Source organism: Mesorhizobium sp. WSM4849 (genome assembly GCF_055811385.1).
The window spans coordinates 1-26275 of sequence record NZ_JBVVPW010000050.1; the positions used below are offsets into that span (position 1 = coordinate 1).

Consider the following 26275-nt stretch of genomic DNA (forward strand, 5'->3'; position numbering starts at 1 on the left):
GCGCGCGGCAGCGTTCCCTCCCCCTTGTGGGGAGGGTTAGGGTGGGGGTCCATCTTCGCAAGAATCCAAATGCGATTACCCTGCCCGCAAGGGGGAGATTGGCAGCTTCGGCGTTTACACCAGCCCGCGCTTGATCATCATCGCTTCGGGCGACGGCATCTTGCCGCGGAAGGCGGTGTAGAGCTCTTCCGGGTCCTTGGAGCCGCCGGCGGCGTAGATGTTCTTCCTGAGCCGCTCGGCCAGCGCCGGATTGAACGGGTCGCCCATCTCCTCGAAGGCGGCGAAGGCGTCGGCGTCGAGCACCTCCGACCACATGTAGGAATAGTAGCCGGCCGAATAGCCGTCGCCGGCAAAGATGTGACCGAAATGCGGGGTGCGATGGCGCATGGCGATGGTGTCGGGCATGTTGAGCTTCTCAAGCGTTTCGGCTTCGAAACGAAGCGGCTCCTCCGGCGCATCCGACCGCGCGTGGTAGGCCATGTCGACCAGTGCTGAGGCGGTGAATTCGACCGTGGCGAAGCCGGCGCCGAAGGTGCGCGCCGCCAGCATCTTGTCGACCAACGCCTTCGGCATCGGCTTGCCGGTCGTCACGTGCAGCGCATGCTTTTCCAGCACCGCCGGCACCGTTAGCCAGTGCTCGTAGAGCTGCGAGGGCAGTTCGACGAAATCGCGGCTGACCGAGGTGCCCGCGACCGATGGCCAGGTGACTTCGGTCAGCATGCCATGCAGCGCATGACCGAATTCGTGGAACAGGGTTTTGGCCTCATCGACCGACAAAAGTGCTGCCTCGCCCTCCGGCGGCTTGGCGAAATTCATGATGTTGTAGATGACCGGCTTCGAGCCATCGCCAAGCTTGTAGCCGGACTTCAGCGCGCTCATCCAGGCGCCGGAGCGCTTTGAGGGCCGCGCGAAATAGTCGGCCAGGAATAGACCGCGCTCGCTGCCGTCGGCATTTCTGACGACGAAAACGCGTGCGTCCGGATGCCAGGCGGCGATGCCTTTCTTCTCCTCGAAGGTGATGCCGAACAATCGTGTCGCCACTTCGAAACAGGCGTCGATGATGCGGTCGAGCTGCAGATAGGGCTTCAGCTCGGCCTCGTCGAAGGCGAATTTCTCGGCGCGCAGCTTCTCCTGATAGAAGCGCCAGTCCCAGGCGGCGAATTCTTCGTTGCTGCCGGCCTCGGCCGCCAGCCGCTGCAATTCGATCTGGTCGCTTGCGGCCTTTTCCAACGCCTTTTCCCAGACCGGGTCGAGCAGCGTATGCACCGCCTCCGGCGTCTTTGCCATGGTGTCGTCGAGCTTCAGGGCGGCGTAGGAAGCGTAGCCGAGCAGCTTCGCCTTTTCGGCGCGGAGACGCAGCATATCGCGCACCACGGCGGTGTTGTCGGTGGCGCCGCCGTTCTGGCCGCGCATGGTGAAGGCGCGGAAGGCAATCTCGCGCAGGTTACGGCGCTCGGAGAAGGTCGAGAACGGCTCGTAGATCGAACGCGACAGGGTGACGGCATAGCGGCCCTTCTGGCCACGCATCTCGGCGGCCTCCGCCATCGCGCTTTTCAGGAATTCCGGCAGGCCGGCAAGGTCGGCCTGATCAAGAAACAGCGCCCAGTCGCGCTCGTCGGCAAGCAGGTTCTGGCCGAAAATCGTGCCGAGCGACGACAGCTCCTCATTGATCGTCGCCAGCCGCTTCTTGCCCTCGGCGTCGAGCTTGGCGCCGGAGCGGACGAAATTTTTCCAGGTCTTTTCCAGCACCCGCAGCGTTTCTGCATCGAGCTTCAGGGCCTCGCGGCGCTGGTAGAGATCGTCGATGCGGGCAAACAGCCTCTCGTTCATCGAGATCGCCGAGAAATGCCGCGACATCTTTGGCGAGATGTCGCGCTCCAGCGCCTGGATCGCCTCGTTGGTGTGGGCGCCGGCCCGGCACCAGAAGATCGACGAGACATGGTCGAGCGCCTCGCCGCCAAGCTCTAGTGCTGCAAGCGTATTCTCGACGGTCGGCGTCTCGGCATTGCCCGCTATCGCCTCGATCTCGGCCTCATGCGCCTTTAACGCCGCATCGAACACCGGAGAAAAATCGCCGTCGCCGATGCGGGTGAAATCGGGCAGGCCGAGCGGCCCTTGCCATGCGGTCAGCGGATGGGCGGCGAGGTCGACGGTATTCGTGGACGGCATGGACAATCTTCCGTTAAGTGAGGGCTTTCGTAAGTGAGGGGCTTTCGCTGAGTGGCTGTAGAGGCAGGTCGGGACCACCACCGATGTAAGGCGCTGGCTTGCCGCACGCAATATCGCGGCCGGTCAGTAGCCGTCACAGTTTTCCGCGATCGCCGCCTGCGAACTGGCGGTGATGCGGTTGTCGCTGATCGCGAAGGTTTCCTGCATCAGCATGTCGTTGTTGGGGAAATCATAGCAGGCGATGACCGTGGTGACGCCACCCTCGGTCTTCTCGATCCGATGCCGGATTTCAGCCCCGGCGACAGCGCCTTCCCAGTCGTCGATCGAGGCGATGAATTCCTGCTTGGTCTGGACGACGCCGAGATCGTCGAGTTTTATCCGGACGTCGTCGGCAAGCAGATCCGACAATTCCGTGCGATCGGCGACCAGCAGCGCCGCGTACCAGCGGTCGATGAGCGCGCCGTCATCGGCGTGGGCGGACATGAGTGAAATCAGCAGCGCCGCTGCGGCCAAGGCGATCGAACGGCATACCATGCAAGCCTCCTACGTCATCTCCGGCCGCTCGAAGTCACCGGTGTCCTTGTTCATCACCCAGAGCTCGCCGGTCGAGATGTCGAACCAGGCGCCGTGCAGCGACAGCCGTCCCTTGCCTTCCAGGATCGAGACGCAGGGAAAGGTCCTGAGATTGGCGATCGAATAGCGGATCGAAATGCGCTCGAGCGCGGTCTGCCGCTCGGTCGCCGTCATGAAGGTGCTTGACGACACGGTCTCGGCCGCCGGCGCAATCAGGCTCATCCATTTGCCGATGAAGTCGCCGGGTGACAGGGGCGCTGCCGTACTGTCGAGTGCCGCGCGGATGCCGCCACAGCGGCCATGGCCCATCACCACGATGTTCTTCACCTTGAGGCTCTGCACGGCGAACTCGAGCGCCGCCGAGGTCGAGTGGAACTGGTCGTCGGGCGCATAGGGCGGTACCAGATTGCCGACATTGCGCAGCACGAAGAGTTCGCCGGGGCGAGCGTCAAAGATCGCCTCGGGAGCCGCGCGCGAATCGCAGCAAGCAATGATCATCGTTTCGGGGGCCTGGCCCTCGCGAGCGAGCGAGCGATAGCGTCCGCTTTCGGCGAGATAGCGGCCGTTCATGAAATTGCGGTAGCCGGTGAGCAGATGGTCAGGGAGGTGAGGCATCGGCGGCGTCTGGAGCCTTTCGGGGTTAGACGGCAGCTCTTTTAAGTCAGGAAGGCTCTAACGGCAAAAGCCGGTCGCGAGCAATGCCGAATCGCAGATGGCTGCAATTGCCATGCTGGAAGGCCCCCTCATCCGGCCTCCGCTTCGCTACGGCCACCTTCTCCCCAAGGGGACAAGAGGTCGCAGGCGCCGGTGCCAGCCTCTTCTCCCCAGCGGGGAGAAGGTGGCCCGAAAGGGCCGGATGAGGGGCCTTCGCCCAATGCGATTGTCTCGCCGATAGACGGGACCAAGAAATTCATGCCCAGATCGCGACAGAGATGCCAAATCGGTCGGCGAGCGGCGGATCCGGAAACGGCCTTGCCTCGCCGCTGGCGATGCGGCCGGCGATCAGCATCATCGCTGCGGCGTCGAGAAAGTCGTCGGCAGCAGCGCCTCGCGGCGGCGTCCGGTCGAGAAAGCCCCTCATATAACCGTGCCGGCAAAGCAGCGCCTTGCGTTCCGCCATGCCGGCCGGGTTGACGGCGCCCTTGATCTTCTTCGGCAAGCGCATTGCCTGGTCGTCGTTCAGGCGGCAGAAGGCCACTTCCGGATGCGATTCGAAGACATGGCGGCGCAGTTCGGGACGCGCGATCAGCACCGCATCGATCTCGCGGATCTTGGCAAAGATGCCAAAAGCCTGGATCGAGACGCCGCGCGGCGGATCGGAGGTCGCCTTTGCTATTTCGCTTGCCTGGCGATGCGCGGCATACCAGGCGTCGATCGTGGTAAAGCCATCCGTATGCGCGTAAAGCGCCGCACGCGAGGGGATGGCGAAGACACTGGATTGCCTGTTACCAAGCAGTGGCCGCACCAGCGCTTCGGGCCCGCGGCCGCCCTTTTGCGAAAGATCGGGCAGGCCGATCGGCATGTCGACGGCGACTGTCGCATCGGCCGGCAATGCGTCGAGCAGTGCTGCGAAGCTGGGAAAGATGGCTACCACGGGTGCTGCGCCCGGATCGCGGCGAACGGCGATCCAGCCGGCCTTGCAGCCGTCGACACCGACGAAAGTCACGCTCCTTTGTCCCGCCCCGGATGCAGGAGATGGCGAAGCTGCACCATCGCCATCGGGTGCGACAGGCTCTGCGCGTCGGTTTCGAGCTGCAATTCGTCGCCGCCGCGCTTGGCAGTGCGCGCCAGTATCTCGTAGACCGCCGCCGTGGTCGACTGCAGTGCCTTGATCGGCGGCTGGCCGGACAGGATGCGCGCCAGATAGACGGCCGCCGTCAGGTCGCCGAGGCCATTAGGCGGGTTGTCGATGAGGCGATGTTCGGCGAGCAGCGCCTGATTGCCGTTGAGCAGCAGATTGCCGGTGCCGCCGGCCATCATCGCCGGCGCGGAAGTGACCAGCATGGTCGACGGCCCGGCATGAAGGGCGGCCGCCATCACCGCTTTCAGGTCGGGCAGCGGCGCTTCCGCCATCCATTCCAGCTCGTAGCGGTTGGGCGTGGCGATGTCGGCGATCGGCATCAGCCGGTCGCGCATGGCAATGGCGGTCGTCTCCGGCACAAAGAGCCCGCCCGAATCGCCCATCACCGGGTCGCAGATATAGACGGCGTCCGGCGTCTTCGCCTTGACCGCGCCGACCAGCGAGGCGACGGCGTCGGCCTGGCCGCCTTCGCCGAGATAGCCGGACAGCACCGCGCCGACCTCGCCCAGCCATGGCGCGCGCTCGAGATCAGCCATCAGCGCCTTGAATTGATCGAGCGGCGGCACGATGCGCGTCGCCCGTCCATGGCCCGGATGCCAGGGCAGGATGACGGTCGGCACCGCCCACACCGGAAAGCCCAGCGTCTCCAGCGCAAAGACCGCGGCGCGGTTGCCGACCGAGCCGCGCGCGACATGGCTGGAAATGACGATGACCGCGCGCGGCGCGTCGTGTTCTTCGGTGCTCACGAGGTTCCTAACTTTGGCTGATGAAAACCACGAGCCAGATCAACAGGCCAATGGCGATAACGAACCCCAGCGCCCGGCCAATGCGCGTGCCCCAATATTCGATCGGGTCCGACTGGTTGGCGTCTGCAGCTGTGACGTGATCGCGCGCGCCCTTCGCGGTCCGCGCAATGAACGAGGCCGGGTCGGTTTCGCGTGCCACGCGCTCGATGATGCGGCGCGATTCGTCGTCGCTGTCCTGGCGTTCCGCCATGGCGATGCCCTGTTTTCGCGGCGACTTTAACCTGTTCGCCCGGCCAATTACAGGGCCTGACAGTGAATGATAAAGCACCAGTAAGGTCCCCCGGAGGTCATGTCCTCGCGCACGGATTGTGGTAATGCTTCGCCTGTCAGTCTTATCGAGGGATCTTTCCATGCTTGCCCTTTCCTCCCCTTTCGTCTTCCGCAATCTGCCTGCCTTGCTGATGATGGCGATCGTGCTGCCGCTGCTGGCCGGCTGCGGCTACAACACCATCCCGACGGCGGAGGAAAACGCCAAGGCCGCATGGAGCCAGGTGCTGAACCAGTACCAGCGCCGCGCCGACCTCATTCCCAACCTGGTCGAGACGGTCAAGGGCTATGCCGCGCACGAGAAGGAGACGCTCGATGCCGTGGTCGAGGCGCGCGCCAAGGCGACGCAGGTGACGGTGACGCCGGAAACGCTGAGCGATCCGGAAGCCGTCAAGAGATTCCAGGACAGTCAAGCCGGCCTGACCAGCGCGCTGTCGCGGTTGCTGGCGGTGGTGGAGAATTATCCCGACCTCAAGGCCAACCAGAATTTCCTGGCACTGCAGGCGCAGCTCGAAGGCACCGAAAACCGCATCGCGGTCGCCCGCCGCGACTATATCCAGGCGGTGCAGGAGTACAATCTGACGCTGAGGACCTTCCCGTCGGTGATTTGGGCGACCCTGTGGTTCCGCGACAATCAGCCGTTCGCCAATTTCACCATCGAGGAAGACAAGATGCAGACGCCGAAGGTCGATTTCGGCACGCAGCAGGGCGGGTGATCGGCGCTTAGCGAGCGCAGTTTCCATTGGCCTTGTACTCCGTCCCACCCCCCTCTGTCCTGCCGGACATCTCCCCCGCAAGGGGGGAGATTTGCAGCTTCTGCGTTCCGTCCACTCCTGCAGCATTCAAAATTGGCGAAAGCCAACGCGACAGCCGATCTCCCCCCTCGTGGGGGAGATGTCCGGCAGGACAGAGGGGGGTGGGAAGAAACACCAGCCTGATATTTTTTGGCTTCCTTTTAAGCCTTCTCTTCCTCCCCATCACCGCCGTTGCCGCCGAATTGCCTGTTCTGACCGGGCGGGTCGTCGACAATGCCGGTATCATCGATGCCGCGACCGAGGCGGCGCTGATCCGGAAGCTCGCCGATTTCGAAGCCAAGAGCTCGGACCAGATCGTCGTCGCGACAATCAATAGCCTCGACGGCGAGGAGATCGAGCCCTACGCCAATCGTCTGTTCCGCGCCTGGAATCTCGGCCAGGCCGGCGAGGACAATGGCGTGCTTTTGCTGGTCGCCAAGGACGACCGCAAGATGCGCATCGAGGTCGGCTACGGACTGGAAGGCACGCTGACCGACCTGCACACCAAGCTGATCATTGAAAACGACATGGTGCCAGCCTTCCGCGCCGGCGATTTCTCCGGCGGCATAGCCAAGGCCGTCGACGACATGGTCATGGTGCTGGAAGGCAATCCGGAAGAGCTGGAAGCGCGCGGGACCCGCAACCAGCAGGCGCCATTCAACACCGACGATCTGTTCTTTGCGATCTTCATAAGCATCTGGGCGATTATCTTCTTCGGCAGCATCGCCGCCTCCATCCTGCCGCCGATCTTCGGCCGGAAACTCGGTCCCGGCCGCTATCGCTGGCTGGGCATGACTTTCGAGCCAGGCCGGCGATCTTCCAGCGGCTGGTCGGGAAGTTCCGGCGGGGGAGGCTGGTCCTCAGGCGGTGGCGGCTTTTCCGGCGGCGGTGGCTCGTCCGGCGGCGGCGGCTCATCGGGAAGCTGGTGACGGCATGACAAGAGGCGCCATCCGCTCACCAGCTTCCGGCCGTTTCGCCGCGACGATCGGCGCTGCCTTGGCGGCCACGGCGGTGCTGCTGCTGGTCGGCTGCACCGCACTTGCCGCCGAATTGCTTGTTCTGACCGGGCGGGTCGTCGACAATGCCGGTATCATCGATGCCGCTACCGAGGCGGCGCTGATCCGGAAGCTCGCCGATTTCGAAGCCAAGAGCTCGGACCAGATCGTCGTCGCGACAATCAATAGCCTCGACGGCGAGGAGATCGAGCCCTACGCCAATCGTCTGTTCCGCGCCTGGAATCTCGGCCAGGCCGGCGAGGACAATGGCGTGCTTTTGCTGGTCGCCAACAACGACCGCAAGATGCGTATCGAGGTCGGCTACGGACTGGAAGGCACGCTGACCGACCTGCACACCAAGCTGATCATCGAAAACGACATGGTGCCAGCCTTCCGCGCCGGCGACTTCTCCGGCGGCATAGCCAAGGCCGTCGACGACATGGTCATGGTGCTGGAGGGCAATCCTGAAGAACTGGAAGCGCGCGGGACCCGCAATCCGGCCGAAAGCAATGCCGTCGATCCCATCGTCGCGCTGTTCATCATCGTGTGGGCGACGCTGTTTTTAGGCGGCCTGGCGATGGCGTTCCTGCCGCCGATCTTCGGCATTAAGCTGTCGCCTGGCGTGTATAAATGGCTCGGCATGACATTCCGCTGTGGCCAAAGGTCGGGTTCCGCGTCCTCGGGCGGCGTCTGGACAACCGGCACCGGCAGCGGTTGGTCATCGGGCCGTTCCGGCGGCGGCTGGTCGTCGGGCGGTAGTGGCGGCGGCTTTTCGGGCGGCGGCGGCTCGTCCGGTGGTGGCGGTTCTTCAGGAAGCTGGTGAGACACAACATGGCGACACGACCGATCAGCTCCGAGGACCATGACCGCATCGCCAAGGCGATCCGCGCCGCCGAATCAACGACCGATGGCGAAATCTACTGCGTGGTGGCCTATGCCAGCGACGGCTATTTCTTTCCGGCCGCCTTCATGGCGACGCTGGCCATGCTCGTTGTCAGCCTCGCCGTCAGTTACGGGCTGGAAGCGTGGTGGCTGTCGATCCGCGTGCCGCATTTCGTTATTGCGCAACTTCTGGCGATGGCCTCGGTGCTTGTCGTGTTGTGGGCGCTGCCCGGCTTGCGCATCCACCTGGTGCCGAGACGGCTGCGCTACCAGGCTGCGCACGCCAATGCGATAAAGCAGTTCCTCGCCCGCAACGTCCATCGCACCGCAGCACGCACCGGCGTGCTGGTCTTCGTCTCCATTGCCGAGCACTACGCCGAAGTGATCGCCGACAGCGGCATCGATAGCCGTGTCGGCCAGGATGTCTGGGACGGCGTCGTCCGCGACCTTACCGCGCATGCCGGCGACGATCGTCTCGCCGATGGCTTCATCATGGCGATCGAAGCGACGGGTGCGGTGCTGGCCGAGCATTTCCCGGTTTCTACCGGCGACAGCAACGAGCTAGACGACCATCTGGTCGAGATCTAAGAGCCTGCCTGCAAACGCTACTCTGCCGGACGCCTGACGCGATTTTCTGCGCGCCATTCGCCTCGGCAGAACGCGTTTTCAGACAGGCTCTTTTCGTGTCGCAGGCACGTCTATCGTCTGTGCGAAAGCTTGGGAGGCGCTGACCGGACTCTTGCAATCGGCCGATGCGGGTTTATGGTTAACCAATCATGAAGACGCTGAGCATCGACATCAGGAAAGCCGAGCCGCGCGACGCAAGCGCCATCGCCGACGTGCATCTGCTGGCCTGGCGCGGCGCCTACTCCGGCATCATCCCGCATCGCACGCTGACATCGATGATCAACCGCCGCGGCGCTGACTGGTGGGCGAACGCCATCCGTCGTGCCGCCACCGTTCTGGTCGTCGAGATCGGCGGCAAGGTCGCCGGCTACGCCACGATCGGCAAGAACCGCGCCCGCGAGCTCAAGCAGCAGGGCGAGATCTACGAACTTTACGTGCGCCCGGAATATCAGGGCATCGGGCTCGGCAGCCGGCTATTCTCGGCCGCACGGGCGCGACTGGCAGACCACGGCCTGAAAGGCATGGTGGTGTGGGCGTTGGAGGACAACCAGAGCGCGCTCACCTTCTATGCCGGCGCCGGCGGCCGCGACGTCGCCGAGGGCGTCGAGATCTTCGAGCAGAAGGCTCTGAAGAAGGTCGCCTTCGTCTGGGAATGACCGAGCCTCGTCATCCCGGGGCGGAGCAGGAGCGAAGCGACGTCGCGGAGACCCTGGGGTCATGCCGTAACTTTAGAGCGTAGCGACGGTGCAGATCCTCTGATGCCGAACAGGGCGGAGAGGATCGTGGCTTTCATTCTGCGCCGCTGCATTCTTCGGCTGATTTCACGGAATGGATCCCAGGGTCTGCGCTCCGCTTCGCGTTCGCTCCGCCCTGGGATGACGAAGTCATGATGTCCTCAGTACCATTCGCCGCATTGCACCATGCGCCGCTGCCCGCTATCGGTCTCCAATCGAAAGAGGGACAAAAGCCATGCGTATCGAAGCCATCGCCATCGGAAAAAACCCGCCGGAGGACGTCAACGTCATCATCGAAGTGCCGATCGGCGGCGAGCCGATCAAGTACGAGATGGACAAGGAGGCCGGCACGCTGTTCGTCGACCGCTTCCTGCACACCTCGATGCGCTATCCCGGCAATTACGGCTTCGTGCCGCACACGCTGTCGGGTGACGGCGACCCGATCGACGTGCTGGTCTGCAACACGCGCGCGCTGGTGCCGGGCTGCGTCATCAATGTGCGGCCGATCGGCGTGCTGGTGATGGAAGACAATTCCGGTCTGGACGAAAAGATCATCGCGGTGCCTTCGCCCAAGCTGACGCTGCGCTACGAGAACGTCACCGAATACACGCACCTGCCCGACATCACCCGCCAGCAGGTGCAGCACTTCTTCGAGCACTACAAGGATCTCGAACCCGGCAAATGGGTCAAGATCGAAGGCTGGCACGATGCCGCCTATGCCAAGAAGATGATCGTCGAGGCGATCGAAAGGGCGAAGAAAAGCAAGTAGCCGAACGCCTGAAGTTGACCGAATGGGTTGTCGCAACGATTGAGGTTGGCCGAAGCCCCTCAGCTTCGTCATCCCTGGGCGGAGCGACGCGAAGCGGAGCGCAGACCCTGGGATCCATTCCGTGACATCAACCGAAGTGCGCAGCGGACCAGAATTCTGCACCGTTGCGGCGCTTTGACGTCACGGCATGGATCCGGGGGTCTGCGCTGCGTCGCTGCGCTCCTTGCTCCGCCCCAGGATGACGAAGTCAGTTATCGACGCGGCCGAAAGCGGGCGCGTTGCCGATAACGACGCGCTTGTCCTTGCCGCATGCAAAGGTCCGCGCCTTCTCGTCGGCGAGCTTGCGGGCCTGGTCGTTGGCGCTGAGGTTGCCGGTGGCCAGCACAAGGCCGACGGTGCAGCCCTCATAATTCTCCGGCTGGGCGACCTTGGCGACGATCAGCACTTCTGTCGGTTTGTTCTCCCCCTCGGGATTGCTGATCGAGCGACGGTGGATGACCGCGAAAGGAATGGCCAGATCGCCGTTCGTCTCGATGCGCCACTCGAGTCTGGGTGCAGCCGAATTGAGCCCGACAAAACTTTCCCAGACCGCGGTCATGTCGCTGGGCGGAAAACCGTAGAACAGCGATTCCCGGGCATCGTCATAGGCGATCAGCACCGCGTAGCCGCGATAGCCCGAGCAGGCAAGACTGGCCCAGTCGCCGTCGCCTTCTTCCGCCTGCGCGTAGGTCACGCAGTCCTTCTTCCAGTCGAGATCGGTGTAGGCGCTGGAAATGTCGCCGGCCTGAGCAGCCTGGCAGAGGCCGGCAAGGGCAAGCGGGATCATCAAAAGGCGACGCATCGCGAACAACTCCGTTTCGAGGCTGCCGCACGGTATCTTTAAACGCTATTTCTTCAAGCTCGCTTCGATCAGCAGGTCGGCGTTGCGGGCCACAGACTTTGCCGGTCCGCCGGCACCGAACAGCTGGCCGCTGATATAGGCGCCCTCGATCAGAAGCAGCAGCCCGTCGCCCAGCGTATCGGCGTCGCCGGCACCCATTGCCGCCGCCATGGCGCGCAGGCGTCGTCGCAATTCCTGCTTGTTGGCCTCGCTCACCACGCGGGCCGGATGGCCGTGCTCGGGATATTCGACGGCCGCATTGGTCATGCCGCAGCCGCGATAGTCGGGCTTTTGCGTGCGCTTGCCGATGCGGGTCAGGAAGGCTGCGATCTGCGCGCGCGAATCGCCGGGATGGGCAGCCACCGCCGCATCGAAGCGCTCCCAGAACTCCAGGTCGTATTGCCGGAGATAGGAGGCGGCCAATTCGTCCTTGGAGGGAAAGCTGCGATAGAGGCTGGGCTTGGTGACGCCGGCGCGCCGCACGATCTCGTCGACGCCGATTGCCCTGATGCCTTGCCGGTAGAACAGGTCGCGGGCAACGCGAAGGATTTTTTCGCCGGCGCGCGGTGGGGCTACTTCATCCGCTTTGATCGCTGGTTCAATGCTTTTGATTCTCGACACGGTGTTGCCTGCTTGACAATGTTACCGATCGGTACGTATACTTCGGCGCATCGCAACGTACCGGTCAGTAACATGATAGTCCAATCCCGCCCGTTTGGCCAGCGCTACGCTTTCGTCGTGGTCGCCGTCATTTTCCTCTGCCTGCTGATCGCGGCGGGCCTGCGGTCGGCGCCGGCTGTCATGATGCTGCCGCTGGAGGAGAGTTTCGGCTGGCGGCGCGACGTCGTCTCGCTCGCCGCGGCGATCGGCATCTTCCTCTACGGCCTGACCGGGCCGTTTGCCGCGGCACTGATGGAACGGATCGGGCTGCGCCGCACGCTGCTGGCGTCGCTGGTGGTGATGTCGGGCTCGACGGCGCTCAGCCTGTTGATGACCGAGCCGTGGCACCTGCTTCTCACCTGGGGCGTGTTTTCGGGTGTCGGTTCCGGCGCGGTCGCCACGGTGCTCGGCGCCACCATTGTCAATCGCTGGTTCAAGACCAATCGCGGCCTGGTGATGGGACTGATGTCGGCCTCCGCCGCCACCGGCCTGCTGGTGTTCCTGCCGCTGCTCGCCGCGCTCGCCCAGTTGGGCGGCTGGAAGCCTGTCGCCATCGCCATTGCGGTCGCCACCGCCTGCCTGGTGCCGCTGGTCTGGCTGCTGGTGCCGGAGCGTCCGGCTTCGATCGGCATGGTACGCTACGGTGCGGACGCCGATGACGTGCCGCCGGTTCCGCCGGCTTCGCAGGGCAATTTCCTCACGCACACGCTCAGCACGCTGCGCCGTGCCGCCGGCACGCGCGTGTTCTGGTACCTGTTCGCCACCTTCTTCATCTGCGGCTTCACCACCAACGGACTGGTCGGCACGCACCTGATCGCGTTTTGCGGCGACATGGGTATCGGCCAAGTGCAAGCCGCCGGCCTGCTGTCGCTGATGGGCATCTTCGACCTGATCGGCACCACGCTGTCAGGCTGGCTCACCGACCGTTTCGATCCGCGCAAGCTGCTCGGCGTCTATTATGGCATCCGCGGCCTGTCGCTGATCTACCTGCCTTATTCCGGCTTCTCGTCGACCAGCCTGATCATCTTCGCCGTGCTCTACGGATTGGACTGGATCGCCACCGTGCCGCCGACGCTCAGGCTGTCGAACGAGGCGTTCGGCGATCGCAGCGGGCCGATCGTCTTCGGCTGGATCGTCGCCGGCCATCAGGTGGGTGCGGCGGCGGCCGCTTTCTTCGGCGGCACCATGCGTGAATTGCAGGGCAATTACGAGCTTGCCTTCCTCATCGCCGGCATGACCGCAATAGCCGCAGCCTGCATCTCGCTGTTGATCAACACCAGCCGTCCGGCCTTCGCGCCGAACCCGCAGGCGGCTTAGGGCTGTGGCGGCTGAGCGCTAATCTCCCCCCTCGAGGGGGAGATGGCCGCGAAGCGCCAGAGGGGGTCGGTCCGACCGGGCTCGTCCCCTTATCGCAGACACAGGAGGTCGGCGCTCCACGCGAGACGACCCCCTCTGGCCTGCCGGCCATCTCCCCCACGAGGGGGGAGATCGGCAGATTCGCCGTCTGCGCGACCTAGCCTTCCTCCTGTCGATTGTTACGAAACCTTCATGGTTTCGAGATGTGCCTGAAACATTGAGGCTGGAGCTTGGCGGCGCCGTTCAACGCCATCCAGGAGACAGCCATGAACAAGATTTCGATGACCCGGCGCGCCTTTGTCACGTCCGCGAGCGCCGCTGGCCTCGTCGGCGTATCGGGCCTAGCGCTTCCCTATTATTCGCGCGCCAATCAGCGGCCCGCCTTCACCCATGGCATCCAGTCGGGCGATGTCGACGCAACCAGCGGCGTGGTGTGGACCCGCACCGACCGCCCTTCGCGTGTCATGTTCGAAGTGTCGTCGACGGAAAATTTCGCCAACGCCTTGCGCCTTGCGCCGCTCGATACGTCGCCGGCCAGCGATTACACGGTAAAGCGGCTGCTCACCGACCTCGCCTCCGACCAGGACATCTTCTACCGCATGATCGCGGCCGATCTCGCCGACATCAACGCCGTCTCCGAGCCGATCGTCGGCCGCTTCCGCACGGCGCCGGCCTCGAAGCGTGATATCCGGTTCGCCTGGTCGGGCGATACCGCCGGCCAGGGCTGGGGCATCGACGATACCGGCATGAAGACCTATGCCACGATCGGCAAGCATACGCCCGATTTCTTCCTGCATTCCGGCGATACCATCTATGCTGACGGCGCGATGAAGGACGAGGTCGACGTTCCCGGCGGCGGCAAGTGGAAGAACGACGTCCTCATCGACGAAAAGCGCAAGGTAGCTGAGACGCTGGACGAGTACCGGGGTCAGTGGAAATACAATTTGATGGATGGGCATGTGCTGGGGCTCAACGCCATCTGCCCGACCTTCTACCAGTGGGACGACCACGAGGTGGTGAACAACTGGTCGGATTCGAAGGACCTGAGCGCCGACGACCGCTACTCGGAAAAAAACATCCATGTGCTGGCGGCACGCGCGGCACGCGCCTTCCACGAGATGACGACGATCCGCTACGAGCCGTCGGAACCAGGCCGCGTCTATCGCAAGATCGCCTACGGGCCGCTGCTCGAAGTGTTCTTCCTCGACATGCGTTCCTATCGCGGCGCCAACGGCCCTGGCATGCAGGATACGGTGACGCCGCAATCGCGCATTCTCGGCGAACAGCAGACGAAGTGGCTGAAGCGCGAACTGGCAACCTCCAACGCGACCTGGAAAATCATCGCCGCCGATATGCCGCTCGGTCTCGTCGTCTGGAACGACGCCACCAAGAAGGCCGGCGCCGAGGCCATCAGCAATGGCGACAATGGCCCGGCCAAGGGCCGCGAGCTGGAAATTGCCGACCTCCTTCGCTATATAAAGAATGCCGGTATCACCAACACTGTCTGGCTGACCGCCGACGTCCACTACACGGCGGCGCATTACTACAATCCTGACAAGGCCCAGTTCCAGGACTTCAGTCCGTTCTGGGAGTTCATCTCGGGTCCGCTCCATGCCGGCACCTATGGACCCAATGATTTCGACATGACCTTCGGCCCGGAGCTGAAATTCATCAAGGCGCCAACCGCCGAGCAGGGGCAGAACCTGCCACCGTCGGCCGGCCTGCAGTTCTTCGGCCTCGTCGATATCGACGGCGCCACTGAACAGATGACGGTGCGGCTGATGGATCGCGACGACAATGAACTCTACAAGGTCACGCTCGATCCGGTGCAGTCGGCGTGAGGGGACTGGGTCACCTTGTATCAGGCTTGGGTGATGTCGCGCTGCCCCTCATTGCCCTGCCGGGCATTTCTCCCCGTAAACGGGGAGAAAGTGGGCCGCATCGAAGATTTCGCTAATCGCGAACGTTGCAGAAGGAGAGCCGACATTTCGCGCAGCGGGCTTCTCCCCGTTCACGGGGAGAAGGTGCCGGCAGGCGGATGACGGGCCGCGCCGGCGTTGGCAAGACCTCTAATCTGGATAGCAAACGGTCGGAATTTGCGGCCAAACAGCACTGTCGCAGTTGGCAGCCTCCTGCCTCTGCTTGAAGGCAGCGCTAACCGGCCCGGTCACCACCGGGTCGACGCCATCGGGAGCATCGGCAAACCACTGCTCCGCCGTTCGGGTGTCGGACGGCAGGGCGGGCCGTGTTTCCTTCAACGTCGCGGCGGATTGTGCTGCGCCTACCGCAAGGAGGACGGCGAGGGCAGCCCATGCGATTGGCCGGTATCTGATGCCCGTATTGCTCATGAAATTTGAACTGTCCCGACCGTGAAAGGTTCCGCTTTGGTTAATAATTCCATTTCACACCAAGACGCTTAAGATTTGGTGACCATGTATTTGGTGGCACGCCTCCTCTTTCGCAATTGCGAAAAACCCTGTATGAGCCGCCCAACCGAAAGAGGCAGCGCCTTTTGGCCTGCTGCCTGCAACGCTCCCGAGACCACAACATGAAAATTCGTAACATCGCGATCATCGCGCACGTCGACCATGGAAAAACCACCCTCGTCGACCAGCTCCTGAAGCAGTCCGGCTCGTTCCGCGACAACCAGCGCGTTGCCGAACGCGCCATGGATTCGAACGACTTGGAAAAGGAACGCGGCATCACCATCCTGGCCAAGGCGACGTCGGTCGACTGGAAGGATACCCGCATCAACATCGTCGACACTCCCGGCCACGCCGATTTCGGCGGTGAAGTCGAGCGCATCCTGTCGATGGTGGATTCGGCCATCGTGCTGGTCGACGCCGCCGAAGGGCCGATGCCACAGACCAAATTCGTCGTCGGCAAGGCGCTCAAGGTCGGATTGAAGCCGATCGTCGTCATCAACAAGATCGACCGGCCGGACGCCCGCCACGTCGAGGTGGTCAACGAAGTGTTCGACCTTTTTGCAGCGCTCGACGCGACCGACGATCAGCTCGACTTTCCGATCCTTTACGGTTCAGGCCGCGACGGCTGGGTGTCGGAAAACCCCGAAGGTCCGAAGGATCAGGGTCTGGCGCCGCTGTTCGACCTCGTCATCAAGCATGTGCCGGCGCCGACCGTCCACCCCGGCCCGTTCCGAATGATCGGCACCATCCTGGAAGCTAATCCGTTCCTTGGCCGCATCATCACCGGCCGCATCGAATCCGGCACGCTGAAATCCAACCAGGCGGTCAAGGTGCTGCATCATGACGGCACCCAGGTCGAAACCGGCCGCATCTCGAAGATCCTGGCCTTCCGCGGGCTCGAGCGCCAGCCGATCGATGAAGCGCAGGCGGGCGACATCGTCGCCATTGCCGGCCTGTCGAAGGGCACCGTCGCCGACACGTTCTGCGACCCGTCGGTGACCGAGCCGCTGCATGCGCAGCCGATCGATCCGCCGACCGTGACGATGTCGTTCCTCGTCAACGATAGCCCGCTGGCCGGCACCGAGGGCGACAAGGTGACCAGCCGCGTCATTCGCGACCGCCTGCTGCGCGAGGCCGAAGGCAATGTCGCGCTGAAGATCGAGGAATCGCCTGATAAGGACTCGTTCTTCGTCTCCGGCCGCGGCGAGTTGCAGCTTGCCGTTCTGATCGAGACGATGCGCCGCGAAGGTTTTGAGATCGCCGTGTCGCGTCCGCGGGTCGTCATGCAGCAGGGCGACAACGGCGAATTGCTCGAGCCGGTCGAGGAAGTCGTTATCGACGTCGACGAGGAGCATGCCGGTGTCGTCGTGCAGAAGATGTCGGAGCGCAAGGCCGAGATGGTCGAATTGCGCCCGTCGGGCGGCAACCGCCAGCGCATCGTTTTCCACGCGCCGACGCGCGGCCTGATCGGCTACCAGTCGGAACTGCTGACCGACACGCGCGGCACCGCTGTCATGAACCGGTTGTTCCATGCCTACGAACCTTACAAGGGTGAACTGCCGGGCCGCACCAATGGCGTGCTGATCTCCAACGAACAGGGTGAATCAGTGGCTTATGCCATGTGGAACCTGGAAGATCGCGGTCCGATGGTCATCGATCCAGGCGTCAAGGTCTATCAGGGCATGATCATCGGCATCCATTCACGCGACAACGACCTCGAAGTGAACGTGCTGAAGGGCAAGAAGCTGACCAACATCCGCGCCGCCGGCAAGGATGAGGCGGTGAAGCTGACGCCGCCGATCCGCATGACGCTGGAACGCGCGCTGGCCTGGATCCAGGACGACGAGCTGGTCGAGGTGACGCCGAAGACCATTCGCCTGCGCAAGCTCTACCTCGACCCGAACGAGCGCAAGCGTTTTGAGAAATCGGCGAAAGTGGTCGGCGCGGCGTAAGGTTTTTTATCTTTGACGAGATGAAGGCGGCGCAACAAACGTTCTCGCTGCGTGGGCAGGGCTACCCGCCGCGGTAGTTGGCTGTGGGTAGAGGCGAGGAAACGGGTGTGCGAAATGCAGTTCGGGACCTCGTCCGGAGCCTCATGCAAGATGACATGCTGCGAAGGCTCGTCGCTCACAGGAATCTTGTTGAACTTGGCAATGCAGCACTGCCAGCGATCGAGCATGAACTTGCAAAGATCGATCTAGGCAAGGTTTCCCACCGTGAAATCGCAACGCTTGTGGCGGGCCTCGCTACTGCTCTGCACGACATCGATGAAGATGCATCCCGGCGGTACATTTCGGATTCGCTCGCGAGACCGATAACTCCCGTTATGCGTGCCGCGCTCCGCAGCATCATTCACTTTACAATGGACGACTGGCGGCGGTCTTCGGTTGGCGAAATCCTTGTTCTGGAGCATGGCAAGCTCGACAGCCGCTTTGAAGCCTCCCGGCACGTTGGGCGTTGGCTCGCAAATGTTCCTGAAGCCGATCTGGTTGGCATTTCCCGACTCTACATAATTCCTGAAGTCTCCGAGCCCGAATTCGCTGGGACGTATCTCCAGGCAGTATCGGTCATCGAGATTGTCTGGCGACGCCCATCCAAGCATAGGATTGGCAACGCAGTCCGGAGATTCATGATCGAGAAAACGCTCTATCATGAGGTAGGACACCACGCGCTGCAGCATATCGAATTCGGACAAGACCCTGATCAAGAGAAGCAGGCAGACCGATACGCATGGAAAATGATGCGCAAGGCACATCCCAATCTATCGATGCTTACTCTTCCCTTGCGGTTCCTTGGCGCGTCTCAGCGAGCGAAAAACGCCAAAGATTTGGAAACAGCTTAGGAATACTCGTGTGCTCCTTCCCTCGTGGTTTCATCCGCCGGCAGCCGAGATGATGGCTTCCCGGTTGGGCTCACCGACGAGCTCGATGCGGATCGCCGTTCCCGCTCGAGCCGGCTTGCGCAAGGCTTTGGCCCCGTCAGGACCTACGACCAGCAATCGCTTCTCTTCCCAGGCCTGAACCCGCGATCGCGAGATGCCGAGTTGGCTGGCGAGCAACCGGTCGAGCCGTAGCGCTGTAGGCATCTCGAGCCCGAGCTGGAGTTCGAGAGCGGTGGTGTTTTGCGGCCTGTCGCCGAGCATCTCCTTGTGGACGGCGGCTTCGGGAAACTCCTCGACGCGCCCGACCCTGCTTCGCAGCGCGACAACATCGAAGGCATGGCGACGCGCCAGGGCCGGGTCGTTGCTTTCAAGCGCCTGCAGCAGCGCCGGCTCGATCTCGCGGCGGTTGCACCGCTCCAGAATGCCGAAATTCCAGGAATTGCCGCAATCGACGCAGCGATAGATCAGCCACGCATCGATGCGTTTGCCGTTGGCGTTGACGCGGAATTTCCCGCTGCTGTGGTACGCCTTCAGGCCGCCGCAGCGATTGCAGTTGATGTGAGGTCGAGGTGCGGTTTTGGGCGCGATCGCCCAGCGCATACGCAGTATAGAAGACATGCCGAAAAGCCCTTCCCGTCGGGAAGTTCGTCAGATCAGCGATGTCGAGATGCCATACGGGCACGGCGTGGCGAGAGGCTGCGGTGGTCGGAAATCCAGGTGGCGCGGGTGACTGCGCGCGACAGCGGTTCAGCAGTGCCAAACCGGTCTCGAACCGCCACCCTGAGGAACACATGATATGAAACAGGCGTCGCGAAAAGCGGCGCCATGCATTGTGTCGGGGGAGTTGACGAGACCGGCGGTTACGCAGGCAAAGTGAAGCTCGAAATTGTGTCGGGCGGAAATTCTAACCGCGAGGTGTCGAGCCGGCAAGCCTCTTCCTTGGTCGGTGCTACCGCAGGTGGAACACTTGCGCTACAATCGAGCGGTCAACGTCCCAAGCAAAGATCCCGGTCATGCACTTCACCTCGCTTCTGATCTTCGCCGCCGCCCTTTTCGTCGCCGCCCGCTCGCCCGGCCCATCGATTGCCGCTCTGGTGGCGCGGGTCATCGCAAAGGGCTTTCGCGACGTGTTTCCGTTCCTGCTCGCCATGTGGATCGGCGAGGGCATCTGGCTGTCGCTGGCGGTATTCGGCCTGGCGGTGGTGGCGCAGACCTTCCATCTCGCCTTCGTCGTGCTGAAATGGGTCGGCGTCGCCTATCTCGCCTACCTCGCCTGGAAGATGTGGACCGCTCCGGTCGAGGCGCGCGAGGGCGAGATGCCGCGCGAGGAGTCGGCCGTCAAACTGTTCTTTGCCGGCATGGCGGTGACGCTCGGCAATCCCAAGATCATGATGTTCTACCTGGCGCTGCTGCCGACCATCATCGATCTCGCCTCGGTGACGGTCGTCGGCTGGATCGAACTGACGCTGACCATGGCCGTGGTTCTGGTCACCATCACTCTCGCCTGGGTGCTCGCGGCAGCGCAGGCGCGAAAACTGCTGAAGAGCAAGCGGGCGATGAAGATCGCCAACCGTGTCAGCGCCGGCACCATGGCCGGCGCCGCTGCGGCGATCGCGGCGCGGTCCTGAGCGTCACATCATCTCGATGATCGGCGCGATCTCGACGCTGAAACCCGGGTCCGTCAGGATAGGACAATCCTTGGCCTTGGCGACGGCATCGTCGATGTCTTTCGCTTCGATGATTGTGTAACCGGCGGTCGGATTGCTGCCGCCATTGTTCTCGACCTTGCCGCCCGGCAGGACGGTCTTCGACATGCCGACCGGATTGCCGCCGTCGACTACGGCCGAGCCAAGCTTGCCGTACCAGCCGTTCCAGGCATCCATCGCTGCTTTCCGTTCGGCCTCGTCGGTCGGCATCTTGCCCGAGCCATGATACACATAGAGAAATTTCGCCATGTTCTCCTCCGTTGATCAGCGGCGTCGAACCTGCATGCGGTCACGCCGCAGGGCGATCATCGGACCAAACCGGCAAAGACGCAACGAGAATGCGCAATGGCTAATATACGGTTCGGTTGGGCCGCACCTCACCGCGCCATAGCGTGGTATTCATCGTTCGGCCGCATGTCGACCGCCGCCGCCACCCGGTTCGACATGTTGAAGAAGGCGGCGGTCGAGGCGATGTCCCAGATGTCGCGATCGGAAAAGCCGGCCTCACGCAGCGCTGCCCGGTCGGCCTCGACGATCTTCGCCGGCTGCTCGGTCAGCTTCACCGCGAATTCAAGCATCGCCTTCTGTCTCGCGGACAGGTCGGCGGCGCGGAAGTTCATCACCATGATCTCGCCAAAGGCCGGGTCGCCGGAAAGCTGGCGCACCGCCGCGCCATGGGCGGCGAGGCAATAGTAGCAATGATTGATGGAGGAGACGGCGACCGCGATCATCTCGCGCTCCAGCTTCGACAGGCCGGATTGGCCCAGCATCAGATCGTTGTACATATCGGTGAAGGCACGCAGCTTCGTCTCGTCGAAAGCGTAAGCCAAAAGCACATTGGGAACGAGGCCGAGCTTCTCCTCGCATTTGGCGAAATAGGCTTTCGTCGCTTCGCTCAGTTCCGCAGGCGCGAGGTCAAGTGCGATGATTTTGTCTTTCATGGCGGATTTTCTCCTCGTTTTCGGTGACCCAGCGGCGAATCCCGACATTTCGTCGCAAGCGGTCAAACCTTTGTCGCCAAATATCGGTCATCTGCTACCATAGTCGCAAAACATATGACGGGAGGGATTAGCGACATGGCCGGCCTGAAATCTGCAAGCCAGTTGAAAAAGATAAGCACGGCCAAAGGCAGCGAGAAACCCGGCAGGCTTGCCGACTACCTGCTGGCCCGAGCGCCGGCCGAAGATGTCGCCGCCTATGAGGTCACCGCCCTCGAACGCGCAGCCGATCTCGCCGGACGCGCCGTCGCCAGGCACAGGAAGGGCGATTGCGTCGTCGCCATAGAGGTCGATTCCGGTGTTGTCCGCCAGGGCAGGCCGATGACCGTGATCACTGTCGTCAACGACAACATGCCGTTCCTGTTCGATTCCGTCCTCGGCGAGATCACCGAGAGCGCCGGCGAACCGCTGCTGGTCACCCATCCGGTCATCGTCGTCAGGCACGGCAAGAGCGGCGTCGACGAAATCCTCGGCGATGGCGGCTTTGCCAAGGGCGATCACAGCCATGAACGGTTGAGTGTCATCCATGTCCATATCGGCCGTCTTTCGGCCGATCAGGCCATGGCATTGGCCGAGCGGCTGAAAAAAATATTGGGCCAGGTGCGCGCCGCGGTCACCGACTGGAAGCCTATGCTGGCCCGCCTCGACCAGGCGATCTCGGAGTTCCGCTACGCCCCGGTGCCGCTCGACAAGGCCCACGTTGCCGAAGCGATCGCCTTCCTCGAATGGCTGCGCGACGACAATTTCACCTTTCTCGGCATGCGCGAGTTCAAATATACCGGCGGCGAGAAGAGCGGCACGCTGGAGCGCACCGAAAAACCCGGCCTCGGCATCCTCTCCGATCCGGACGTGCTGGTGCTACGGCGCGGCACCGAAGCGGTGTCGACGACGCCGGAAATCCGCGCCTTCCTGCACGGGCCGGAACCGCTGATCGTCACCAAGGCCAACGCCAAATCGACCGTGCATCGCCGCATCTATCTAGATTACATCGGCGTAAAGACCTACACCGCCAAGGGCGTGCTTGCCGGCGAACTGCGCATTGTCGGCCTGTTCACCTCGACCGCCTACACGCGCTCGGTGATGAAGATCCCTTATCTCAGGTCGAAAGCCGAAACCATCATCGCCAAATCCGGTTTCAACCCTGAAGATCACTCCGGCAAGGCACTGATCAACGTGCTGGAGAGCTATCCGCGCGACGAACTGTTCCAGGTTCCGGTGCCGATCCTGCGCAAGCACGCCGAAGCCATTTTGGGGCTGATCGAGCGGCCGCGCGTCAGAGCGCTGGTGCGCGCCGATCAGTTCGACCGCTTCGTCTCGATCCTCGTCTTCGTGCCGCGCGACCGCTACGACAGCGTCGTACGCGAGAAGATCGGCACCTATCTGAAGACGGTGTTCCAAGGCCGGCTGTCGGCCTACTACCCCGCCTTTCCGGAAGGCGGGCTGGCGCGTGTCCACTTCATCATCGGCCGTTCCGGCGGCAGGACGCCGAAGGTCGACCAGGCGACGATCGAGGCAGCGATTCGCGCCATCGTGCGGACCTGGGACGACATTCTGCGCGAGACCGCGGCCGAGACCGGCGCCGATGCGGCGCTCACGGCGATCGCCTCGCGCTTCTCGGGAAGCTATCGCGACAGCTTTTCGCCGGCGGAGGCGTTGGCCGATGCCGGGCGCATCGCCAGGATCAGCGCGGCCAACCCGATCGCCATCGACTACTACCGTCACGCCAACCAGGAACCGCATCAGGCGGCGCTGAAGATCTATCACCATGGCAGCCCGGTGGCGCTGTCGCGGCGGGTGCCGGTGCTGGAGAACATCGGTTTCCGCGTGATCAGCGAGCGCACCTTCGAGGTCGGGGACGAGGCTTCCGGCATGATCAATAGTGATCAGCCGGGCATGGTCTTCATCCACGACATGGAGCTCGAAAACAGCTACGGCAAGCCGATCGACCTTGGCGACCGCGGCGCGCTGTTCGAGGACGCGTTCCTTTCCGTCTGGCGCGGCGACATCGACAATGACGGCTATAACGGCCTTGCCCAGACCGCCGGCCTGTGGTCGAGCGAGGTCACCATCCTGCGCGCCTATGGCCGCTATCTGCAGCAGGCCGGGATCCCGCAGAGCCAGGATTTCATCGCCGCCGCACTCAACCGCTATCCGGAGATAGCGCGTGGCCTGCATGAGCTGTTCGTCGCCCGCCTAGGACCGACGGCGGAGACGGAAGGGGTGGTCGCGGCCAAGCACCTCAAGGCCAAGATCAGGGATGCGTTGGAAGAGGTTCCCAACATCGATGACGACACCATCATCCGTCGTTACCTCAACCTGATCGAAGCCTCGCTACGAACCAATCATTTCGTTCCCGATACTAAGGAGAAGGGCCAGTCGCTGGCGATCAAGCTCGACTCGCAGGCGGTCGACGGCCTGCCGGCGCCGCGGCCGTGGCGGGAGATCTTCGTCTACGGTTCCGAGGTCGAGGGCGTGCATCTGCGCTTCGGCCCGGTCGCCCGCGGCGGCCTGCGCTGGTCGGACCGCGCCCAGGACTACCGCACCGAGGTGCTCGGGCTGGTCAAGGCGCAGCAGGTCAAGAACGCGGTCATCGTGCCGGTCGGCGCCAAGGGCGGCTTCTATCCGAAGAAGCTGCCGATGGGCAGCGGCCGCGACGCCATCTTCGAAGCCGGCGCGTCCGCCTACAAGAATTATGTCTCAAGCCTGTTGTCGATCACCGACAATATCGGCCTGGACGACGTCATTCCGCCAGCCGGTGTGACCAGGCGCGACCAGGACGATCCCTATTTCGTCGTCGCCGCCGACAAGGGCACGGCGACCTTTTCCGACACCGCCAATGCCATCAGCGAGAAGCATGGCTTCTGGCTCGACGACGCTTTCGCCAGCGGCGGCTCGGCCGGCTACGACCATAAGAAGATGGGCATCACCGCCAAGGGCGCCTGGGAAGCAGTCAAGCGGCATTTCCGCGAGATGAACCGCGATATCCAGACCACGCCCTTCACCGTCGTCGGCGTCGGCGACATGTCGGGCGACGTGTTCGGCAACGGCATGCTGCTGTCCGAGCAGACCCGGCTGATCGCCGCCTTCGACCATCGCGACATCTTCATCGATCCGGATCCCGACATGGCGGCTTCGATGGCCGAGCGCCGGCGCATGTTCGCCCTCGCCCGTTCGAGCTGGCAGGACTACGACAAGACAAAACTGTCCGAAGGCGGCGTCATCGTCTCGCGCAGCCAGAAGTCGATCACGCTGCCGCCGGCCGCGGCCGCGGCGATCGGCCTCGGCAAGACGACCGCCTCGCCGGTCGAGATCATGAGCGCCATCCTCAAGGCGCCGGTCGACCTTTTATGGTTCGGCGGCATCGGCACGTATCTCAGGGCATCGACGGAAACCAACCAGGATGTCGGGGATCGCGCCAACGATGCTATCCGAGTGACCGCGCTCGAAGTGCGCGCCAAGGTCATCGGCGAAGGCGCCAATCTCGGCGTGACGCAGCTGGCCCGCATCGAGTTCGGCTTGAATGGCGGTCGCTGCAATTCCGATGCCATCGACAATTCGGGTGGCGTCAACTGCTCCGATGTCGAGGTCAACATCAAGATCGCGCTGGCTTCCGCCATGCGCAAGGGGGCGCTGACCCGCCCAGCGCGCAACAAGCTTCTTGCCGAGATGACCGACGAGGTGAGCGCGCTGGTGCTGTCCAACAATTACGAGCAGACGCTGGCGCTGTCCCTTGCCCGCAAGCGCGGCCTTGCCGACATCGCCCATCAGAGTCGTTTCATGGCAGCGCTCGAGGCGCGCGGCCTGCTCGACCGCAATGTCGAAGCTCTGCCGTCGCCGGCAGCGCTTGCCGACCGCGAGGCGCGCGGCGAGCCATTGACCAGGGCCGAGCTCGGCGTGCTGTTGGCCTATGCCAAGATCGTGCTGTTTTCCGACATCGTCGCCAGCGACGTGCCGGACGATCCGCATTTCGACCGTGACCTGATGGGCTATTTTCCGGAGCGTATGGCGAAGAAATACGCGGCCGAGATCCATGGCCATCGCCTGCGCCGCGAAATCATCGCCCGTGTCGTCGCCAACGATCTGGTCAATCGCGGCGGCCCATCCTTCGTCAACAGGCTGCAGGAAGCGACGGGCCGTAGCGCGGCCGACGTGGTCCGGACCTTCGCTGTGGTGCGAGACGGCTTCGGGTTGCCGGCGCTCTATCGTCAGATCGATGCACTCGACAACCAGATCGACGGACAGGTGCAGCTCGACCTTTATCAAGCTGTTAGCCGGCTCACCTATGTGGCCAGCGGCTGGTACCTCAAGAACGATACTAGCACCGCTCCGCTCGGCCAGCGGATCACCGAATTGCAGGATGCACGCAAGGCTCTGGAGCCGAAGCTTGTTTCGCTGCTGCCGGCCTTCTCGCGCGAGTGGATCGAGGAGCGGCGGCATGATCTGGCCAAGGGCGGCGCGCCCGAAAAGCTGGCCGAACAGCTGGCGCTGGCCGATGTGGCGGGCGTCGTCCCTGACATCGCGCTGACGGCCCGAACGGCGAATGCCGACATTGTCGTCGCCGCGAAGGCGTTTTTCGCGGTCAGCGACGCATTCCGCATTCCGCGCGTCGAGGACGCGGCGCGCTCGATCGCGCCGTCCGACTATTACGATCAATTGGCTCTTTCCCGCGCCACCGACACGATCGGCGCGGCCAGGCGCGGCATCGCCGTGGCGGCGCTCACCAGCCATGCCGAGGCGGCGGATCCGGTGGCGGCGTGGCTGGAGGCCGGCGGCGAGAGGGTCGGGCGTATCCGCGAGCGGCTGCAGGCGCTGACCGAGGGCGGCGATATCACCGTGTCGCGGCTGTCGGTGGCGTCGGGGCTGATCAATGACCTGACGGCGCTGTGAGAAGTTTTCCACATCGCTCGGGATTGCCGGCAGGAACTGCGCTATAGAGCGGAGCGGCGCCCCG

Annotated in this window: 23 protein-coding genes; 12 read left to right on the forward strand and 11 right to left on the reverse strand. The window is 63.3% G+C overall.

Translation table 11 applies throughout. The features are described 5' to 3' along the window. Positions 1–114: 114 nt before the first annotated feature. From AC0L3L_RS33730 to AC0L3L_RS33755, 6 genes are all read right to left on the reverse strand, one after another. Positions 115–2169: a M3 family metallopeptidase gene (locus AC0L3L_RS33730; protein ID WP_473485833.1), complete on the reverse strand. Its 2055-nt coding sequence runs from the start codon at positions 2167–2169 to the stop codon at positions 115–117. Between the two features lie 123 nt (positions 2170–2292). Further along, positions 2293–2703, reverse strand: coding sequence for a nuclear transport factor 2 family protein (locus AC0L3L_RS33735; protein ID WP_473485832.1), 411 nt, complete (start codon positions 2701–2703; stop codon positions 2293–2295). 9 nt (positions 2704–2712) lie between these two features. Beyond that, positions 2713–3357, reverse strand: coding sequence for a carbonic anhydrase (locus AC0L3L_RS33740; protein ID WP_473485831.1), 645 nt, complete (start codon positions 3355–3357; stop codon positions 2713–2715). Positions 3358–3652: 295 nt separating this feature from the next. After that, on the reverse strand, positions 3653–4408 hold the full coding sequence (locus AC0L3L_RS33745) for a DUF429 domain-containing protein (protein ID WP_473641567.1): 756 nt from the start codon (positions 4406–4408) through the stop codon (positions 3653–3655). Then, positions 4405–5289 (reverse strand): pyridoxal kinase PdxY, encoded by an 885-nt coding sequence (gene pdxY, locus AC0L3L_RS33750; RefSeq protein ID WP_473641569.1) that lies wholly within the window; start codon positions 5287–5289, stop codon positions 4405–4407. The genes AC0L3L_RS33745 and pdxY overlap by 4 nt, the downstream gene beginning before the upstream one ends. A 7-nt stretch (positions 5290–5296) precedes the next feature. Beyond that, positions 5297–5539, reverse strand: a complete 243-nt coding sequence (locus AC0L3L_RS33755) for a hypothetical protein (RefSeq protein ID WP_473525793.1) — start codon at positions 5537–5539, stop codon at positions 5297–5299. A 160-nt stretch (positions 5540–5699) separates the two neighbouring features. Here AC0L3L_RS33755 and AC0L3L_RS33760 point away from each other — a divergent pair, with 160 nt between their 5' ends. The 6 genes from AC0L3L_RS33760 to ppa all read left to right on the forward strand — a co-directional run bounded on the left by AC0L3L_RS33760 (position 5700) and on the right by ppa (position 10417). Further along, complete coding sequence (locus AC0L3L_RS33760; RefSeq protein WP_473486214.1) at positions 5700–6332, forward strand: LemA family protein; 633 nt, start codon at positions 5700–5702, stop codon at positions 6330–6332. 200 nt (positions 6333–6532) lie between these two features. Next, positions 6533–7339 carry a TPM domain-containing protein gene (locus AC0L3L_RS33765; protein ID WP_473486215.1) on the forward strand — a complete coding sequence of 269 codons (807 nt, stop codon included), beginning with the start codon at positions 6533–6535 and terminating at the stop codon, positions 7337–7339. A gap of 4 nt (positions 7340–7343) precedes the next feature. Continuing rightward, complete coding sequence (locus tag AC0L3L_RS33770; RefSeq protein WP_473641571.1) at positions 7344–8228, forward strand: TPM domain-containing protein; 885 nt, start codon at positions 7344–7346, stop codon at positions 8226–8228. Positions 8229–8236: 8 nt separating this feature from the next. Beyond that, entirely contained in the window at positions 8237–8875 is a 639-nt protein-coding gene (locus AC0L3L_RS33775; protein ID WP_473641573.1) for a TPM domain-containing protein, read from the forward strand. A gap of 188 nt (positions 8876–9063) precedes the next feature. Beyond that, complete coding sequence (locus tag AC0L3L_RS33780) at positions 9064–9570, forward strand: GNAT family N-acetyltransferase (protein WP_192360455.1); 507 nt, start codon at positions 9064–9066, stop codon at positions 9568–9570. 313 nt (positions 9571–9883) lie between these two features. Then, on the forward strand, positions 9884–10417 hold the full coding sequence (gene ppa / locus AC0L3L_RS33785) for an inorganic diphosphatase (RefSeq protein ID WP_473486218.1): 534 nt from the start codon (positions 9884–9886) through the stop codon (positions 10415–10417). A 247-nt stretch (positions 10418–10664) separates the two neighbouring features. On the opposite strand, the gene AC0L3L_RS33790 is transcribed toward ppa, so the two are convergent. Both AC0L3L_RS33790 and AC0L3L_RS33795 read right to left on the reverse strand, forming a co-directional pair. Further along, the gene (locus AC0L3L_RS33790) at positions 10665–11258 is read right to left on the reverse strand and encodes a hypothetical protein (RefSeq protein WP_473641575.1); all 594 of its coding nucleotides are present in this window, start codon (positions 11256–11258) and stop codon (positions 10665–10667) included. 45 nt (positions 11259–11303) lie between these two features. Next, positions 11304–11909: a TetR/AcrR family transcriptional regulator gene (locus tag AC0L3L_RS33795; RefSeq protein ID WP_473641605.1), complete on the reverse strand. Its 606-nt coding sequence runs from the start codon at positions 11907–11909 to the stop codon at positions 11304–11306. An 81-nt stretch (positions 11910–11990) separates the two neighbouring features. Here AC0L3L_RS33795 and AC0L3L_RS33800 point away from each other — a divergent pair, with 81 nt between their 5' ends. The 4 genes from AC0L3L_RS33800 to AC0L3L_RS33815 all read left to right on the forward strand — a co-directional run bounded on the left by AC0L3L_RS33800 (position 11991) and on the right by AC0L3L_RS33815 (position 18581). Beyond that, the gene (locus AC0L3L_RS33800; RefSeq protein WP_473641577.1) at positions 11991–13274 is read left to right on the forward strand and encodes an MFS transporter; all 1284 of its coding nucleotides are present in this window, start codon (positions 11991–11993) and stop codon (positions 13272–13274) included. A gap of 305 nt (positions 13275–13579) precedes the next feature. Beyond that, the gene (locus AC0L3L_RS33805; RefSeq protein WP_473641579.1) at positions 13580–15154 is read left to right on the forward strand and encodes an alkaline phosphatase D family protein; all 1575 of its coding nucleotides are present in this window, start codon (positions 13580–13582) and stop codon (positions 15152–15154) included. A 707-nt stretch (positions 15155–15861) separates the two neighbouring features. Further along, on the forward strand, positions 15862–17691 hold the full coding sequence (typA, locus tag AC0L3L_RS33810; protein WP_473525786.1) for a translational GTPase TypA: 1830 nt from the start codon (positions 15862–15864) through the stop codon (positions 17689–17691). Between the two features lie 143 nt (positions 17692–17834). Beyond that, positions 17835–18581: a hypothetical protein gene (locus AC0L3L_RS33815; protein WP_473641582.1), complete on the forward strand. Its 747-nt coding sequence runs from the start codon at positions 17835–17837 to the stop codon at positions 18579–18581. A 30-nt stretch (positions 18582–18611) separates the two neighbouring features. On the opposite strand, the gene AC0L3L_RS33820 is transcribed toward AC0L3L_RS33815, so the two are convergent. Beyond that, positions 18612–19238, reverse strand: coding sequence for a DUF1062 domain-containing protein (locus AC0L3L_RS33820; RefSeq protein WP_473641584.1), 627 nt, complete (start codon positions 19236–19238; stop codon positions 18612–18614). Positions 19239–19633: 395 nt separating this feature from the next. On the opposite strand from AC0L3L_RS33820, the gene AC0L3L_RS33825 reads away from it, so the two are divergent. Further along, positions 19634–20248 carry a LysE family translocator gene (locus AC0L3L_RS33825; RefSeq protein WP_473641586.1) on the forward strand — a complete coding sequence of 205 codons (615 nt, stop codon included), beginning with the start codon at positions 19634–19636 and terminating at the stop codon, positions 20246–20248. Between the two features lie 3 nt (positions 20249–20251). Here the strand turns inward: AC0L3L_RS33825 and AC0L3L_RS33830 are convergent, their stop codons facing one another. Together AC0L3L_RS33830 and AC0L3L_RS33835 are read right to left on the reverse strand one after the other, a co-directional pair. Then, a complete protein-coding gene (locus AC0L3L_RS33830) occupies positions 20252–20575 on the reverse strand; it encodes a YciI family protein (RefSeq protein WP_473486224.1) in 324 nt (107 codons plus the stop codon). Positions 20576–20703: 128 nt separating this feature from the next. Beyond that, a complete protein-coding gene (locus AC0L3L_RS33835) occupies positions 20704–21267 on the reverse strand; it encodes a peroxidase-related enzyme (protein WP_473641588.1) in 564 nt (187 codons plus the stop codon). Between the two features lie 135 nt (positions 21268–21402). Here AC0L3L_RS33835 and AC0L3L_RS33840 point away from each other — a divergent pair, with 135 nt between their 5' ends. Then, a complete protein-coding gene (locus tag AC0L3L_RS33840; protein ID WP_473641590.1) occupies positions 21403–26211 on the forward strand; it encodes an NAD-glutamate dehydrogenase in 4809 nt (1602 codons plus the stop codon). The last annotated feature ends 64 nt before the right edge of the window (positions 26212–26275 follow it).